Genomic DNA, 14,814 nt, shown 5'->3' on the forward strand with positions numbered 1-14,814 from the left:
ATAAGCTGTCCTGAAGGGCATGTCCGAGGGTCAAGCCGGGACGCGCAGGCCCAGCGTCGGGTCGGCGCCGGGCTGCTGCAGGCGGGCGTTGCTGAGCTCGAAGATGGCGGCGTCGGCGTCGGCGCGGGTGGTGGCGTCGACCAGGGCGCGGGCGACCTGGCGGCAGTCGATCATCCGCGGGTCGGTGGTGGGACCGTCGACCAGACCGCCGGGGCGGATGATGGCGAACGGGACCCCGCTCTGGCGCAACGCGGCCTCGGCCTCGCCCTTGGGCGCGAACCACTCGAGCATGTGCGGCGGGACGCCGGGCGTGGGCACGGCGCCGATGGTCGAGCAGAGCACGAAGCGCGCGACGGCGGCCGCCTTGGCGGCGGCGACGAGGCGCACGGTGGCGGGCAGGTCGACGGTGCGCAGGCCGCCGCCGTGGACGTCGCGGCTGCCGAGGGTGCTGATGACGTGGGCGACGCCGGCGAAGGCCGGGCCGAGGTCGAGGTCGAGGACGTCGCCGACGACGAGGTCGAGGCCGCTGCCCAGCAATTCCTCGGCGCGCGCGCGGTCGCGGACGAGCAGGCGCAGCGGACGGCCCTGTTCGCGGAGGTAATTGACGACGTGACGACCGGTGCGACCGGTACCGCCGATGACGAGGACGCGATCCTGCGGGGGCATCGGCGGCCACGCTAGCAAGCGGTCCGGCGCCTGCCAACACGCGAGGCGCGGGAGCGCGAGCCGGGCGAGCCGCGGCGGCCGGTCACGAGACCGTGCGCGGGCGAGGATGAGGACAGGTGATTTCGCGGCGCGGCTGGCCGACAATCGCCGGGTGACGAATCGGACGAGTTTCGCCTGCACGCTGCTCCTGGGGCTGCTGACCGCCTGTCCGGGCGATGGGGAGGCCACCAGCGGCGCGAGCACGCAGGCCGGGACGCAATTGGCGAGCGAGAGCGGCGGACCGGGCAGCGAGGGCTCGGGGCCCTCGCCGACGACCGGCGAGCCAACGAGCGGCGCGGCGACCGAGGCGACGGCGACGAGCGCGACGGCGACCGCGGCGAGCACGACGAGCGCGAGCACGACGACGAACACGAGCACGAACGGGACGGGCGAGACGGACACGGCCGGCGATCCGCCGCCGCTCGACGATACGGCCTGTCAGGGCTACGCGACCCGCTACTGGGATTGCTGCAAGGCGCACTGCGGGTGGGAAGGCAACGTCAACCCGGCGACCGAGCCGCTGCAGAGCTGCGACAAGAACGACCAGAGCCTGGGAGCCGCGTACGACGTGGCGAGCTCGTGCCAGGCGCCGGCCGAGGGCAGCGCGTTCACGTGCTACAGCATGGCGCCGTGGGCGGTGTCGCCGACGCTGGCGTACGGGTTCGCGGCGGTGCCGGCGATGGGCGACATCTGCGGGCGCTGCTATCAGCTCGACTTCGACGGGACCGGGCATTACAGCGCGCAGGACCCCGGGTCGGTGGCGCTCGGGCCCAAGACGATGATCGTGCAGGCGACCAACATCGGCCACGACGTCGGCGGCGGGCAATTCGACATCCTCACGCCCGGCGGCGGGGTGGGGCTGTTCGACGCCTGCTCCTATCAATGGGACGTGGCGACGCCGGAGCTCGGGGCGACCTACGGCGGGTTCATGACGCACTGCCAGCAGCAGGTCGGCAACGACGACCACGCGGCACTCAAGCAGTGCGTGCTGGCCCGCTGCGCGGCGGTGTTCGACGAGCCGGGCCTGGCCGAGCTGGCCGCGGGCTGCCAGTGGTACGCCGACTGGTACGAGGTCGCCGACAACCCGAACCTGCATTATCAAGAGGTGGCGTGCCCGCCGCAATTGGTGGCAGTCTCCGGCATCGACCGGGGGCCGCTGAACGACATCGCCGCGTGCTCGGGCGGCGGCGGCGATTGTTCGCAGGAGGAGATGGACAGCTGCGACTGCGGCTGGACGAACGGCGGGCAGAATTGCGGGCAGGACGACGGCTCGTGCTGCTGGACGGCCTGCTGCGGGTGAGGTGATTCAGCCGTCGGCGAGCAGGGCGGCGAGGATCTCGCGCGAGCGCGTCCACAGCAGGGCGCTGCCGCAGTCGGGGTCGATCACGTGCGAGGCGGCGCGCAGGCGGCGGGCGAGCGTGAGGCCGTGGTCGGGCGAATGCACGCCAGCGGCTTCCGCTCGTCGACGCTCCACCTCGCCGACGGGACCGACTTCTCCGTCCGCGTGTGAGCGCTGCGCGGCGTCGGAATCAGCGGCGCGCGGCGATGGCGACGCGGTTGAGCGCGTTCATCAATGCGATCGCCAGCGTCAGATCGGAGCTCTCCCGCTCGCTGAAGTGCTCGCCGAGCGCGACGTAGCTCGCGTCGGGCGCGTGCGTGTGGGCGATGTCCGTCACCGCCTCGACCCACTCGAGCGCGGCGCGCTCGCGCGGGGTGTAGGCCTCGCTCGCGCGCCAGCCCGCGAGGGTGTCGATGCGCTGGGTCGTCTCGCCGCCCTCGCGCAACGACTTCGCGTGCATCTCCAGACAATACGGGCAGCCGTGGATCTGCGACACGCGCAGGTACACGAGGTCGATCAGCGGCCGTCCGAGCGGACCGCGGACGAGCCCGGCGTGGGCGGCGTGGAAGCCCTGGAGCACTTCGGGCGAGAGTTTGGCGTAATCGAACCGAGCCATCGTCATTCCTCCGGTAGTTGTTCGTCCAGCCACGCGCGCGCGCGTCGTTCTGCGGCCTGCACCGCGTCCGGCCCGCGCACGAGGGCCTCGAGCAGGTGAAATTGCACGTCGCGGATCCCGACTACCGCCAGCACGTGGCGCAGGTAGGGGGTGACGAAGTCCGGCTGGCGCGGCCCCTCGCCCGACACGACGCCGCCGGCGCTGACGAGCACGTAGGTGGGCCGATCCGCCAGCATGCCCTGCTTGCCGCGGGGCGTCAGCGCGATGCTGCGGTGCGCCCGCGCGACGTGATCGATCCACGCCTTCAGCGACGAGGGCACCGTGAAGTTGTGCATCGGCGTCGCGATCACCAGGCGATCGGTCGCCTCGAGCTCGGCGATCAGCTCCTCCGAGCGCGCGAGCGCTTGCCTGTCCGCGGCGGTGCGCTGCGCCTCGGGGGTCTCCATCGCCGCGGCGTAGGCCGCGTCGATGTGCGGCGGCGGCTCGACGCCGAGGTGGCGGACGAGCAGGCGCGTGTCGGGCTCGCGTCGCAGCAGGCGCTCCACCACCATTCGGCCCGCCTGCCCGCTGTGAGACGCCGCGCCGCGCGGGCTCGCGTAGATTGCGAGGATCGCCGGCATGTCAGGCCAGGCTCCGGCCGAAGTGCATGCCGTTCGCCAGCATGCCCTGACGGAAGTAAAAGCGCTGCGCCAGCGCGTTACCCAGGCCGGTGTCGAGCACCAGCCGGACGCAGCCGAGCCGGCGCGCCTCCGCGGCGACGGCCGCGAGCAGGCGCTCGCCGAGCCGCTCGCGGCGGAATTCCTCGCGCACGACCAGGTCGTCGACGTAGACGAAGCGGCCGTAGATCAGGTTCTCGAGCTCGCGGTAGCCGGCGAGCCCGAGCGCCTCGCCGGCGCGCCAGGCGGCCAGCAGGCGGTACCCCTGGGCCTGCTGGCGGCGGACTCGCGTCCGCAGCTCCTCGGCGTCCTGAAGGCCCGGTCGCAGGGCCACCATCGCCGCGAAGCAGGCGCGGAGCTCGTCGTCCTGGTCCGCGTGCCGCAGTGAAACCTCGTCGCTTGCGATCGTCACGCCGCGAGTATGGTGCGACCATGTCCTGGTCAGAAGAGCCAAGATCTGCGAAAATCACTGGGACATGTCGGCCTCGCGATTTTCGCTGACGCTCGACCTCGCGGGCGCCCCGTACTATCGGCAGATCTACGCGCACGTCCGCGACGCGATCGCCGGGGGCAGGCTGCGGCCCGGTGATCGCGTGCCGTCGATCCGCGGGCTGGCGAGCGCGCTGGGGCTCGCGCGGGGCACGGTCGAGGCCGCGTACGACCTGCTGGTCGGCGAGGGCTATCTGCTGCCGCAGGGGCAAGCGGGCACCCGCGTGGCGGAGATCGGGCCGCACGCGGTCCGGCTCGGCCGCGCCCGTGCGGCTGCGCCTGCCGTCGCGCTCCCGGACCCGCGGGCGGTGCGTCCGTTCCAGCTCGGCCTGCCGGCGCTCGACGCCTTCCCGCACGCGTTGTGGTCGCGCCTGACGGCCCGCCGGCTGCGCGATGCGACGAGGCTCCACGACGGTTACCCCGCGCCCGCCGGCGACCCCCGGCTGCGCGAGGCCATCGCGGCCCACCTGGCGCTCTCGCGCGGCCTCCACTGCGCGCCGGCGCAGGTGTTCGTCACGGCGGGTTATCGCCACAGCCTCGATCTGCTGGCGCGCACCCTGTTGCGCCCCGGCGATCCGGTGTGGATCGAAGATCCCGGGTATCCGCCGACGCGCCTGCTCGTCGAGACCCACGGCGCGCAGGCGGTGCCGGTGGCGGTCGATGATGATGGTCTGCGGATCGCGGAGGGTCGCCGCTGCGCCGCGCGGGCCAGGCTCGCGGTCGTCACGCCCTCGCATCAATCACCGCTGGGGGTCGCCCTCGCGCTGCCCCGCCGGCTCGAGCTGATCGCCTGGGCCGCGGCGTCGAAAGCCCGGGTGCTCGAGGACGACTACGACGGCGAATACCGCTACCAGGGCCGGCCGCTGCCCGCGCTGGCCAGCCTCGATCGCGAGGGCGTCGTGTACCACGCCGGCACCTTCAGCAAGGTGCTGCTGCCGTCGCTGCGCCTCGCCTACGTCGTCGTCCCGCAGCCCGACGTGGCCCGCTTCGAGGCGACCTGCGCGGCCTTCCACGGCGGGTGCCCGCAGCTCGTCCAGGAGGTCGTCGCGGACTTCATGCTCGAGGGTCACTTCGCCCGCCACGTGAAGAAGATGCGCGGCCTGTACGCGCGGCGCCGGGCGGCGGTGGTCGAGGGCCTGCAGGCGGTGTTCGGCGCGCGCCTCCGCGTCGAGCTGCAGGCCGGCGGGATGCACCTGCTCGTGCGCTTGCAGGGTCGCACCGACGACCGCGCGCTGGCCCGCGCGGCGCAACGCGCAGGCATGGGGCTGCAGGCGCTGAGCGACTGGCAGCACCACCACGCGGTCGAGCCGGGGTTGCTGCTCGGCTTCACCAATGTCGCCGATTCGGCCGCGGCGCGCAGCCTCGCGGAGAGGCTCCGGGCAGCCTGGCGCCTGTAAATGTCACCGGCGGAGCCGGGCACCTCGCCGCGGAGCGAGGGCCGGCCTCGGGCTTCGGCCCGTCCACGGAGTTCTGGGTCCGCAGCGAGGACGACACGACCGACCACTACCTGTTCGGCGTCGACATGGACATCCCCCAGTACCATGCCATCATCCAGGAAGGGAATGCGCAGACGGCGAAGAACCGCGACTTCCGGATCCGCATCATGCACGCCCTCGCCGCCGACTCCTTCCACCTGGGCTACGTCTGGGAGCACCACGGCTGGTGATCGTCGCCCCGTCGCGTATGACCGCGAGGACATGCTCGATCGAACATGTCCTCCTGCGTGAGGAGCGGCGAGCGCGCCGGTCCGCGGTGGGCCGCGCTGGACGCGAGCCGCTGGGGCCGGGACGCCGTCGACCGGGCCCGGCCGCCGGCGAGCAAGAGCGATCGCTGCGCTCGGCGGCGCTGACTTGAACGTCGCAAACTGATGCACGCCGCCTCACTGCGGCACGAGGACGCTGACGCTGTGGGCCGGCATCTCGTAGAGGAAGGCGTTGGTGGCCGTCGGCGTGAGGTCGGGCGCGGCGACCAGCTCGGGCCCGGCGCCCGCGAGCTGCCACACGGCGACGCTCGAGTATTCGGCGTATGCGGCGAGGGTGACGGCGGCGGTCCGCGGGGCGTCGGTCTTGTTGATGGCGACGATGACGGTGCGCGCGGGGTCGCCGGCGTCGGTGCTGGCGTAGACGCTGGTGGCGGCGATGTCGGAGGTGACGGCGTGGATCGAGGTGTCGCCGAAGTGGGCGCCCTGGCCGTCGTAGCTGGTGTAGGCGCGGAAGGCGGCCCAGATCATGGCTGTCTGATCGGACAGGGCCCAGTAGGCGGCCAGGCGCACGCCCTCGCGGCCGAAGATGCCGAGCACGTCGGCCTGGGCGATCGCGCCGGAGATGTGGCCGCCGCCGCCGAAGTTGTACTCGGTGAAGCCGAGGCCGGTGCCGGGGTAGTGCTCGTCGATGCGCTCCTGCAGCCAGGGGATCAGGCGCACGGGGCCCTGGAGGACGTCGTTGGCGATCCAGCTGTCCTCCTGGAAGCTGTCGTCCCACAGCGAGCGCGGGGCCTGGACGCGCGCGGCCACCGACTCCGGTGAATTGTCGTCGCCGGTGATCCGCTGGCCGTTGGCGTGGACCTCGGTGTACCAGTGGAGGTCGAGGACGTCGACGAGGCGCACGCCGGCCTGGGCCTCGGCGTCGGCCATGGCCTGCAAATAATAGGTGATGAACTCGCCCTGGGCGTCGGGGGCGTTCTGCAGGGTGGTGTAGCCGGAATAGCCGTAGGATACGAAGCCGGCGACGACCGCGTTGGCGGCGACGTCCTTGATCGCGGCGGCGAACTCGGTGTTCTTGGCGACGAGCTCGGCGTAGCCGACCGGATCGGGGTGGATCCGCCCGTGCGTGTGCGACCAGAGGTCGGGCTCGTTGTCGAGCGAGAACAGCACGCGCGCGGTGTCGCCGAAGAAGGCGTCGGGGAACTGCGCCTGCAGCCAGGCGACGAACTCGTCCTGGTAGACGGCGTCGTCGCCGAGGTCGGGGTCGCCGTCGAACGGGGCGTCCTTGCGGGCGATGGTCGGGTTGAAGCGCGCCTGCAGGTAATTGGGGGTCTGGTTGACGTCGCCGCCGCCGTCCTTGTCGGCCGCGACGTAGCCGCAGATCGGGACGGTGACGAGCATGTCGGCGCCGGCGTCGAGGGCGTCGGCGGTCGGCGCCCGCACGACCTCGCCGGGGATGTCGCCGTCGACGCCGAGCTGCGAGGCGAGGTAGTCGTCGTTCTGGTGCTGATAATCGGAGCCGGCGTTGCTGGCGTTGTTCTCCCAGTTGTAGGCGGTCATGCGGTTGCCGCCCTGACGTACCAGGCCGAGGCCGCGGTTGGTGGTGGCGAGGTCGTCGTATTGATTGGTGCCGTAGATCCACGGCGAGATCGGGCGCCGGTCGGTGTCGGCGCGGATCTCGAAGGTGACGTCGCCGCGCCCCGGATCGCCGGGCTCGACCAGCGGGCCCGGCTCGGGGCCGCTGGTGCCGGTCGGGTCGGTGCTCGAGTTCGAGGTCGGGTCGCCGGTCGGATCGCCGCCGGTCGGCGGGCTCTCGGTGCTGCTGTCCGTCGGGTCAGGTCCGCCGGGATCGCCGGTCGGGTCGGCGGCGGTCGCCTGGGTCGAGTGGTCGGTGGACTGGGTCGTGGCGGTGGTCTCGCTGCCGCCGCCGTTGCAGGCGGCGAGCACGAGCGCGAGCGGTGCGGCAATTAAACGAAGCTGCATCGCGCCAGGGTAGCCGAGCGCGGCGCGAATGAAGGTGTCCTGAAGGACAGGTCGATGACGCGCCCGCCGCGAGGCCGCGAGGACGAGGTCGGCGAACTACGAGGGGCGATGCAGCGAACGGGGCGGGCTGCGGAGAAGGCGCAGTTGCGAGGAGACGAACGGTCAAGTACAACCGCGCTCGTGAGCCGAGGCGACGCGCGCGAGCGCCTGATCCGGGCGACGATCGACCTGAGCTGGACCTCCAGTTACGGGGCCGTCAGCGTCGACGCGATCTGCGAGCGCGCGCAGGTGCGCAAGGGCAGCTTCTACCACTTCTTCGCGTCGAAGGACGATCTGGTGGTCGCGGCGCTGGACGCCCACTGGGAGACGCGCCGGCCGGTGCTCGACGAGCTGTTCTCGGCCTCGCGGCCGCCGCTGCAGCGCCTGGCCCGGTACTTCGCCCACATCTCGGAGCGCCAGGCGGAGATCCGCGGGCAGTACGGGCGCGTCCTCGGCTGCTTCCACAACACGATCGGCAGCGAGTGCGTGCAGCGGCCCCCGGCGGTGGCGGCCAAGGCCCAGGAGATCAGCCTGGCGCTGCGCCGCTACCTGGAAACGGCCCTGCGCGACGCCCAGGCCGCGGGCGCGCTGCCGCCGGGCGACCCGGTGGCGGCGGCCAAGAGCCTGTCCGCGTTCGTCCAGGGCGCGCTGGCCCAGGCCCGGGTCCACGACGACCTCGAGCTGCTGCGCCAGCTCCCGCGGACCGGTTGGCTCGCGCTCGGGCTGGCCGGACCGCCGCAACAGAGCACGTGAGCGCGGTTCCTCCGTGGTGTCCGCGCGTTTTCGCGCTCTCGAACTTGACTAAACGGTCATCTCCGACGACCTCCCACCCACCCCGATAGCCTCCGATGTGGATCGTCCGACTCGCGCTGCGCCGCCCGTACACGTTCGTCGTGATGGCCTTGATGCTGCTGCTGGCGGGCATCTGGGTGGTTCGGGAGACGCCCACCGACGTGCTGCCGGACGTCGACATCCCGGTGATCAGCGTGGTGTGGACGTACACCGGTCTGCCGGCGCAGCAGATCGAGCAGCAGGTCACGCTGTTCAGCGAGCAGTCGCTGGCGGGCAACGTCACCGACATCCAGACGATCCAGAGCGACAGCTTCGACGGGGTGTCGGTGATCCGGCTGTACCTCCATCCGAACGCGGACGTGGCCGCCGCGATGGCGCAGGCGACCGCGGTGTCGCAGACGATCGTGCGCCGCATGCCGCCGGGCATCGTGCCGCCGATCATCCTCCGCTACACCGCGTCGAGCGTGCCGATCCTGCAGCTGGCGTTCTCGAGCGACACGCTGTCGGAGGCGGAGATCTACGACCACGTCAATCAACGGGTGCGGACGATGCTCAGCGTGGTCCGCGGGACCCGCTTCCCGCTGCCCGCGGGCGGCAAGCAGCGCCAGATCACCGTCGACCTCGACCCGGCGGCCCTGCGCGCGCACGGGGTGTCGCCGGCCGAGGTCAGCGCGACGATCGCGGCGCAGAACCTGACCCTCCCGACAGGTGCGGCCAAGATCGCCGAGCGTGAGTATCGCATCAGCCTCAACAGCAGCCCGGAGGCGATCGCGGCGCTGAACGAGATCCCGCTGGCGGGCGCGGCGGGGCGCCAGCTGTTCGTCCGCGACGTCGCCCACGTGCACGACGGCTACGCGATCCAGACCAACATCGCCCGCCGCGACGGCCGCCGCTCGGTGGTGCTCAGCGTGATGAAGACCGGCGACGCGTCGACGACCGACGTCGCCGGCCGCGTGAAGGCGCTGGTGCCGGTGATCCGCGCGGCGGCGCCCGAGGGCCTCGAGGTCGAGCTGCTGTCCGACCAGTCGACCTTCGTGACGCGGGCGATCGACGGGCTGCTGGTCGAGGGCGCGATCGCGATGCTGCTGACGGCGACGATGATCCTGCTGTTCCTCGGCAGCGTGCGCGCGACGATCCTGGTGGCGATCAACATCCCGCTGGCGGTGATCATCTCGCTCCTGTGCCTGCACGGCCTGGGGGCGACGATCAACGTGATGACGCTCGGCGGGCTGGCGCTCGCGGTCGGCATCCTGGTCGACGACGCGACGGTGGAGATCGAGAACATCCACCGCAACCTGGCGATGGGCAAGTCGTTGACGCGGGCGATCCTCGACGGGGCGCAGCAGATCGCGGTGCCGGCGTTCGTGGCGTCGCTGTGCATCAGCATCGTGTTCGTGTCGGTGGTGTTCCTCGAGGGCCCGGCCCGCTTCATCTTCCTGCCGATGGGCATGGCGGTGGCGTTCGCGGTGATGGCGTCGTACCTGCTGTCGCGCACGCTGGTGCCGACGCTGGCGATGTACCTGCTGCGCGACGACCACGCGGCGGCGCCGGGGCGCGGCCTGTTCGCGCGCGTCCACCACGGCTTCGAGGCCGGCTTCGAGCGCCTGCGGGCCCGCTACGTCGAGCTGCTGGCGTGGGCGGTGGCGCGGCCGCGGCGGGTGTTCGCGCTGTTCGGCGCGGTGCTGGTGGCGACGGCGGCGCTGGTGCCGTTCGTCGGCCGCGACTTCTTCCCCCAGGTCGACGCCGGGCAGGTGCGCCTGCACGTGACGGCGCCGCCGGGGACGCGCATCGAGGAGACGGAGCGGTGGTTCTCGCGGGTCGAGGACCGGATCCGCGAGCTGGTGCCGGCGGAGGAGCGAGCGAGCATCCTCGACTTCATCGGCATGCCGAGCGGCTACACGCTGGCGATCACCGACAGCAGCAACGTCAGCTCGTCCGACGGCGAGATCCTGCTGACGCTGGCCCACGACCGCACGCTGCGCACGGCCGACATCGTCCGCGAGCTGCGCGAGGTGCTGCCGCGCGAGTTCCCCGAGCTGTCGTTTTACTTCCAGCCGGCCGACATCGTCACGCAGATCCTCAACTTCGGCCTGCCGTCGCCGATCGACGTGCAGGTGTCGGGGGCCCAGCGCGACGCGACGCTGGCGGCGGCCCGCTCGCTCGAGGCGGAGATGCGCGCGGTGCCGGGGGTGGTCGACGTGCACCTGCATCAGGTGGTCGCGGCGCCGCGGCTGCACGTCGAGGTCGACCGCCAGCGCGCGCACGAGGCCGGGCTGTCGGAGCGCGACGTGGCGGCCAACCTGCTGCTGATGGTGTCGTCGTCGACGCAGGTGAGCCCGACGTTCTGGACCGACCCGAAGTCGAGCTTCGCCTACCCGGTGGCGATCCAGGTGCCGGAGCACCGCGTCGACTCGCTGGCGGCGCTCGAGACGCTGTCGCTGCCGACGGCCGCCGGCGAGCAGAAGCTGCTGGTCGACGTGGCCGAGTTCGGCCGCGCGACCACGCCGGTGTTCGTCAGTCACATCAACGTGCAGCCGACCTACAACGTCCGCGCCGACGTGCAGGACTCGGACCTCGGGTCGGCGGTGGCGCAGCTCGAGGCGATCGTGGCCCGCCACCGCGAGGCGCTGCCGCCGGGGGCGACGATCTCGATCCGCGGCCAGGCCGACAGCATGCAGGTCGGCTTCGTCCGCCTCGGCGTGGGCCTCGGGTTCGCGGCGCTGCTGGTCTACGCGCTGATGGTGATCAACTTCCAGTCGTGGAAGCTGCCGTTCATCATCCTGATGGCGCTGCCCGGCGCGGCGGTGGGCATCGTGTTCACGCTGTTCGCGACCGGGACGACCTTCAGCATCCCGTCCCTGATGGGCGCGGTGATGAGCATCGGCGTGGCGACGGCCAACTCGATCCTGGTGGTGTCGTTCGCCAACGAGCTGCGGCCGCAGGGCATGTCCGCCGCCGAGGCGGCGCTGACGGCCGGCAGCGTGCGCCTGCGCCCGGTGCTGATGACGGCGATGGCGATGTTCATCGGCATGCTGCCGATGTCGCTCGGGCTCGGCGAGGGCGGCGAGCAGAACGCGGCCCTCGGCCGCGCGGTGATGGGCGGCCTGGCCGGGGCGACGCTCGCCACGCTGGGCTTCGTGCCGGTGGTCTACAGCGTGCTGGCCCGGCGCTGGCGCGCGCAGGTGATCGATCGAGACCTCGAGGAGAGCACATGACGACGAAGTCAGGCAGGACCGCGTGGCCGGTGATGGCGACGATCGTGGCGGCGCTGGCCGGGGCGGTGGTGATCGGCGTCGGGCCGCGGCTCGAGCAGCGCGACGCGCGGGCGAAGACGCTGGCGGAGGCGACCGGCCCTCGCCGCGTGCGCGTGGCGGCGGTGCGCGCGGGCGACGAGAAGCACGAGCTGACGCTGCCGGCGAGCTCGACGCCGATCCGCCAGGCGACGCTCTACAGCAAGTCGACGGGGTTCGTGCGCAGGTACCTGGTCGACCTCGGCGACCAGGTGAAGGCGGGCCAGGTCCTGGCGGAGATCGAGGCGCCCGAGACCGACGAGGAGATCCGGCTGGCGAAGGCGCGGCTGGCCGAGGCGCGCGCGAACGTGGGGCTGCACCAGGCGACGTCGGATCGCACGCGCTCGCTGGCGGGCGCCGGGGCGGCGTCGCGGCAGGAGGCCGACGACGCGCAGGCGCTGGCCAACTCGGCCGGGGCGCTGGTGGCGACGCGCAAGGCCGACCTGCAGCGGCTCAAGGCGCTGCGCGAGTACCAGCAGATCGTGGCGCCGTTCGACGGGGTGATCACGCGCCGCCTGGTCAACCCCGGGGCGCTGGTCGGCCCGGCCGGCGCCGGCGGGGTGCCGATGTTCGAGATCGCCGACGTCTCGACGCTGCGCGTGGTGGTCGACGTGCCCGACAGCCACGCCGGCGACGTGAAGGTCGGCGGCACGGCCGAGCTCTACTCGCCGCGCGACCCGGGACGCGTGGTCGCGGGGGTGGTCACGCGCGCGAGCGGGGTGCTCGACACGTCGACGCGGACGCTGCGCGTCGAGCTCGACGTGCCCGGCGACGAGGGGCTGCTGCCGGGCGCGTTCGTGTACGTGCGCCTGCACGTGCCGCGCGCCCGACCGGTGCCGATGATCCCGGCGAGCGCGCTGGTGGTGCGCAAGGAGGGCACGCTGGTGGCGAGGATCGCGGACGGGGTGGTGACGCTGGTGCCGGTCAAGCTCGGGCGCGACTTCGGCAAGGAGATCGAGGTGCTCGAGGGCGTGGCCGCCGGCGACGAGGTGGTGCTGCAGCCGCCCGACACGCTCGAGTCCGGCCAGGCGGTCGAGGTGGTGCCGTCGATCGGATGAGTCCTCTTCGACATGTGCAATGGGACCTGTGAATGAGGACATGCCCCCGGGGGCATGTCCTCGCGGGCATCATCGGCTCAGAAGCCGAGGTACTCGAGGCGCCACTGCTCGCCGTCCCAGAACGCGACGGCGGCCGAGTCGCCGCCGTCGACGAGGAGGCCGTCGCCGACGACGCCGCGCACCTTGAACTTGCGGCCCTTGCCGTCGATGAAGCCGCGGCGCTTGCCGGGGGGGCCGTCGGCGCGCCAGACGTCCCAGCGGGCCAGGAAGTCGAGGTCGTCGGGGATCGGGGCGCTGCTCGTGCTGCCGTCGGCGGTCTCGCGCCAGGTGCGGCCCTGCTCGCCGGCGCCGAGGAGGTCGCCGCCGCCGCGGCCCCAGACGATGGCCAGACCGACCCGGGTGTCGCCGCGCGGGCGCACGAGGGCGACGCCGTCTTGCTTGCCGTCGCCGTCGAGGTCGCCCTCGCGGGTGCAGGCGAGCTCGGTGTGAGCGGCGCAGGCCGACTCGAGATCGGGCCGCCAGGCGACGACGCGCACGAGCACCGGGTCGGTCGGCTCGGGGCTGGCCGCGGGCGGCGAGGGCTCGCTCGCGGGCGCGGGTGCAGCCTCGGGGGCGGGCGCGGGGGCGGGTGCCGGCGCCGATTCGACGGGGGGCGGCGTCGCGGCGAGCGGATCGGGCTCGGGCGGCGGCGTGTCGCGCGGCACGAGGCCGACGGTGCAGGCCGAGAGGGCGCAGCAGCACAGAGCTCGCGGGACGGACATCGCGCGCAGGGTACAGCAGGCCGGGTCCGCGGTCACTCGCTCGCGGGTCGCATGCGCGGGACCGCGGGGTCGCGCCCGCGTGGGGCCAGAAGTCGCCCGCGCCCGCGAGCGACGCGGCGCTGCCGGTCGCCTGGGCCTGGCCGGCGCTGACCCACCCGGCACCGCAGGGCCGGCCCGGCGCTGCGCCGGATGTTCGCCGTCGCCGCAGGCGCGGGCCTGCTCGTCGTGAGCGCGTTGTTCCTGCTCGAGACGATCGGCGAGAGCCGGCGAGCATCGGCGGGCCCGCGGGCGAGTTGGACATGTTTAAAAGGACATGGCTGTTTTACCATGTCCAAAGAGTCATGGAGCGATCAGCACTTGTCGCCGAGCGTGCCGGACGGGCCGCCGGTGGGCGGAAGGTTGAAGGAGTTGAGACAGCCGGGGTTCTTGTCGTCGTCGGTGGTGCCGGCGCTGGTGGTCTGGACCTCGGGGCCCTCGCCGGTGGTGTCTTCCTCGCCGGTGGTCGACTCGTCGCCGGTCTCGCTGCGCTCGATGTTCTTGTCGTCGGGGTCGTCGCAGGCGACGGCGGCGGTGAGGGAGAGGGCGAGGAGGAGGGCTGAGAAGACTTTGGACATGACGCGGGTCTCCGTGACGACGCGCGTGCGCCTGGAGGGCGGACGCACGCGCGGCGCGATCGATCGGGCGGTGGAGGCGGACGGTTGCGGGCCGCGACGAGGCGGCCCGGAAGGGGCGGACAAACAGCGGGCCGCGCGGCCGCTCGCAGCAGCCGTCAGGGCCTGACGAGGAGCGCGGCCCGCAGCGCCGCGCCCAGGATGACGGGAGTCTCAAGCTGGCGCCCGGGACAGGTCCCAAAGCACCTGTCAGACACCACGCCCATTGAGACCGGACCGTCGCCGGCGGAGTTTTGCCGGTGCAGCGAACTGAGAAGCGCGTGCAGGGAGCGGCCGCCTGTGGCAGGATTCGCAGCCATGGAGCACCGCACCCGAACAGTCGCGCAAAACGAACAATGCACCGTGCAGCAGTGCACGTGCGGGATGCTGCACGTGAGCGTCGGCGCGGTGACGGTGCGCATGCGGCCAGCCGCCGCCGGCCAGCTGCGCGACGCCCTCGCGGCGGCGCTGCAGAAGATCGAGGCCGACGATCCGTCGCGCGGCGCGCCGCGCGTCACGTCGCGCGGCGATGACCTGCCGTCGTGACGCGCCGCGGCGGCTCGCGATCCGGTAGCTCCGCGATCCCGGCAGCGCCGCAGACCGGCGGCGGGGCGCCGTCTGCATGTACAAGCGCCGCTCGAAGTCGCGCCGAAACCGCGCTCCGCTGGCGATTTGGGGCGAAAAGGGGGTTCGTCCCGGCTGTGGGGAGCCGCAGGAGATCGAGTAGAGTGGGC

Annotated in this window: 15 protein-coding genes; 7 read left to right on the top strand and 8 right to left on the bottom strand. The window is 72.6% G+C overall.

The window, feature by feature from the left end:
* Positions 1–30: 30 nt before the first annotated feature.
* Positions 31–666: an NAD(P)H-binding protein gene (locus K7C98_RS38280; RefSeq protein WP_224196862.1), complete on the bottom strand. Its 636-nt coding sequence runs from the start codon at positions 664–666 to the stop codon at positions 31–33.
* Positions 667–817: 151 nt separating this feature from the next.
* Here K7C98_RS38280 and K7C98_RS38285 point away from each other — a divergent pair, with 151 nt between their 5' ends.
* Positions 818–2,005, top strand: coding sequence for a hypothetical protein (locus K7C98_RS38285; RefSeq protein WP_224196863.1), 1,188 nt, complete (start codon positions 818–820; stop codon positions 2,003–2,005).
* 6 nt (positions 2,006–2,011) lie between these two features.
* Here K7C98_RS38285 and K7C98_RS38290 read toward each other — a convergent pair whose 3' ends face one another.
* From K7C98_RS38290 to K7C98_RS38305, 4 genes are all read right to left on the bottom strand, one after another.
* The gene (locus K7C98_RS38290) at positions 2,012–2,149 is read right to left on the bottom strand and encodes a hypothetical protein (protein ID WP_224196864.1); all 138 of its coding nucleotides are present in this window, start codon (positions 2,147–2,149) and stop codon (positions 2,012–2,014) included.
* An 85-nt stretch (positions 2,150–2,234) separates the two neighbouring features.
* Entirely contained in the window at positions 2,235–2,666 is a 432-nt protein-coding gene (locus tag K7C98_RS38295) for a carboxymuconolactone decarboxylase family protein (protein WP_346660336.1), read from the bottom strand.
* Entirely contained in the window at positions 2,663–3,280 is a 618-nt protein-coding gene (locus K7C98_RS38300; protein ID WP_224196866.1) for an FMN-dependent NADH-azoreductase, read from the bottom strand. The genes K7C98_RS38295 and K7C98_RS38300 overlap by 4 nt, the downstream gene beginning before the upstream one ends.
* 1 nt (position 3,281) lies before the next feature.
* On the bottom strand, positions 3,282–3,653 hold the full coding sequence (locus tag K7C98_RS38305) for a GNAT family N-acetyltransferase (protein ID WP_263430218.1): 372 nt from the start codon (positions 3,651–3,653) through the stop codon (positions 3,282–3,284).
* A gap of 139 nt (positions 3,654–3,792) precedes the next feature.
* Here K7C98_RS38305 and K7C98_RS38310 point away from each other — a divergent pair, with 139 nt between their 5' ends.
* Together K7C98_RS38310 and K7C98_RS38315 are read left to right on the top strand one after the other, a co-directional pair.
* Positions 3,793–5,202, top strand: a complete 1,410-nt coding sequence (locus K7C98_RS38310; RefSeq protein ID WP_224196868.1) for a PLP-dependent aminotransferase family protein — start codon at positions 3,793–3,795, stop codon at positions 5,200–5,202.
* A 125-nt stretch (positions 5,203–5,327) separates the two neighbouring features.
* The gene (locus K7C98_RS38315; RefSeq protein ID WP_224196869.1) at positions 5,328–5,471 is read left to right on the top strand and encodes a hypothetical protein; all 144 of its coding nucleotides are present in this window, start codon (positions 5,328–5,330) and stop codon (positions 5,469–5,471) included.
* Positions 5,472–5,684: 213 nt separating this feature from the next.
* Here K7C98_RS38315 and K7C98_RS38320 read toward each other — a convergent pair whose 3' ends face one another.
* Complete coding sequence (locus K7C98_RS38320; RefSeq protein WP_224196870.1) at positions 5,685–7,490, bottom strand: glycoside hydrolase family 44 protein; 1,806 nt, start codon at positions 7,488–7,490, stop codon at positions 5,685–5,687.
* Positions 7,491–7,670: 180 nt separating this feature from the next.
* Here K7C98_RS38320 and K7C98_RS38325 point away from each other — a divergent pair, with 180 nt between their 5' ends.
* The 3 genes from K7C98_RS38325 to K7C98_RS38335 all read left to right on the top strand — a co-directional run bounded on the left by K7C98_RS38325 (position 7,671) and on the right by K7C98_RS38335 (position 12,669).
* A complete protein-coding gene (locus tag K7C98_RS38325; RefSeq protein ID WP_224196871.1) occupies positions 7,671–8,282 on the top strand; it encodes a TetR/AcrR family transcriptional regulator in 612 nt (203 codons plus the stop codon).
* Positions 8,283–8,377: 95 nt separating this feature from the next.
* The gene (locus K7C98_RS38330; RefSeq protein WP_224196872.1) at positions 8,378–11,536 is read left to right on the top strand and encodes an efflux RND transporter permease subunit; all 3,159 of its coding nucleotides are present in this window, start codon (positions 8,378–8,380) and stop codon (positions 11,534–11,536) included.
* Positions 11,533–12,669, top strand: a complete 1,137-nt coding sequence (locus K7C98_RS38335; protein ID WP_224196873.1) for an efflux RND transporter periplasmic adaptor subunit — start codon at positions 11,533–11,535, stop codon at positions 12,667–12,669. Before K7C98_RS38330 ends, K7C98_RS38335 begins: the two co-directional genes overlap by 4 nt.
* A 77-nt stretch (positions 12,670–12,746) precedes the next feature.
* Here K7C98_RS38335 and K7C98_RS38340 read toward each other — a convergent pair whose 3' ends face one another.
* Both K7C98_RS38340 and K7C98_RS38345 read right to left on the bottom strand, forming a co-directional pair.
* Positions 12,747–13,430 (bottom strand): hypothetical protein, encoded by a 684-nt coding sequence (locus tag K7C98_RS38340; protein ID WP_224196874.1) that lies wholly within the window; start codon positions 13,428–13,430, stop codon positions 12,747–12,749.
* A gap of 350 nt (positions 13,431–13,780) precedes the next feature.
* Positions 13,781–14,044: a hypothetical protein gene (locus tag K7C98_RS38345; RefSeq protein WP_224196875.1), complete on the bottom strand. Its 264-nt coding sequence runs from the start codon at positions 14,042–14,044 to the stop codon at positions 13,781–13,783.
* Between the two features lie 354 nt (positions 14,045–14,398).
* On the opposite strand from K7C98_RS38345, the gene K7C98_RS38350 reads away from it, so the two are divergent.
* Positions 14,399–14,626 carry a hypothetical protein gene (locus K7C98_RS38350; protein WP_224196876.1) on the top strand — a complete coding sequence of 76 codons (228 nt, stop codon included), beginning with the start codon at positions 14,399–14,401 and terminating at the stop codon, positions 14,624–14,626.
* Positions 14,627–14,814: the final 188 nt, after the last annotated feature.

This window comes from Nannocystis pusilla (assembly GCF_020073745.1).
In the GTDB taxonomy this organism is placed as follows: domain Bacteria; phylum Myxococcota_A; class Polyangia; order Nannocystales; family Nannocystaceae; genus Nannocystis; species Nannocystis radixulma.

Coding starts and splice junctions, on each gene's coding strand:
- K7C98_RS38315 (WP_224196869.1), top strand. CDS start 5,328: ATGGACATCCCCCAGTACCATGCCATCATCCAGGAAGGGAATGCGCAG.
- K7C98_RS38340 (WP_224196874.1), bottom strand. CDS start 13,430: ATGTCCGTCCCGCGAGCTCTGTGCTGCTGCGCCCTCTCGGCCTGCACC.
- K7C98_RS38345 (WP_224196875.1), bottom strand. CDS start 14,044: ATGTCCAAAGTCTTCTCAGCCCTCCTCCTCGCCCTCTCCCTCACCGCC.
- K7C98_RS38300 (WP_224196866.1), bottom strand. CDS start 3,280: ATGCCGGCGATCCTCGCAATCTACGCGAGCCCGCGCGGCGCGGCGTCT.
- K7C98_RS38330 (WP_224196872.1), top strand. CDS start 8,378: ATGTGGATCGTCCGACTCGCGCTGCGCCGCCCGTACACGTTCGTCGTG.
- K7C98_RS38320 (WP_224196870.1), bottom strand. CDS start 7,490: ATGCAGCTTCGTTTAATTGCCGCACCGCTCGCGCTCGTGCTCGCCGCC.
- K7C98_RS38350 (WP_224196876.1), top strand. CDS start 14,399: ATGGAGCACCGCACCCGAACAGTCGCGCAAAACGAACAATGCACCGTG.
- K7C98_RS38305 (WP_263430218.1), bottom strand. CDS start 3,653: ATGGTGGCCCTGCGACCGGGCCTTCAGGACGCCGAGGAGCTGCGGACG.
- K7C98_RS38310 (WP_224196868.1), top strand. CDS start 3,793: ATGTCGGCCTCGCGATTTTCGCTGACGCTCGACCTCGCGGGCGCCCCG.
- K7C98_RS38335 (WP_224196873.1), top strand. CDS start 11,533: ATGACGACGAAGTCAGGCAGGACCGCGTGGCCGGTGATGGCGACGATC.
- K7C98_RS38295 (WP_346660336.1), bottom strand. CDS start 2,666: ATGACGATGGCTCGGTTCGATTACGCCAAACTCTCGCCCGAAGTGCTC.
- K7C98_RS38280 (WP_224196862.1), bottom strand. CDS start 666: ATGCCCCCGCAGGATCGCGTCCTCGTCATCGGCGGTACCGGTCGCACC.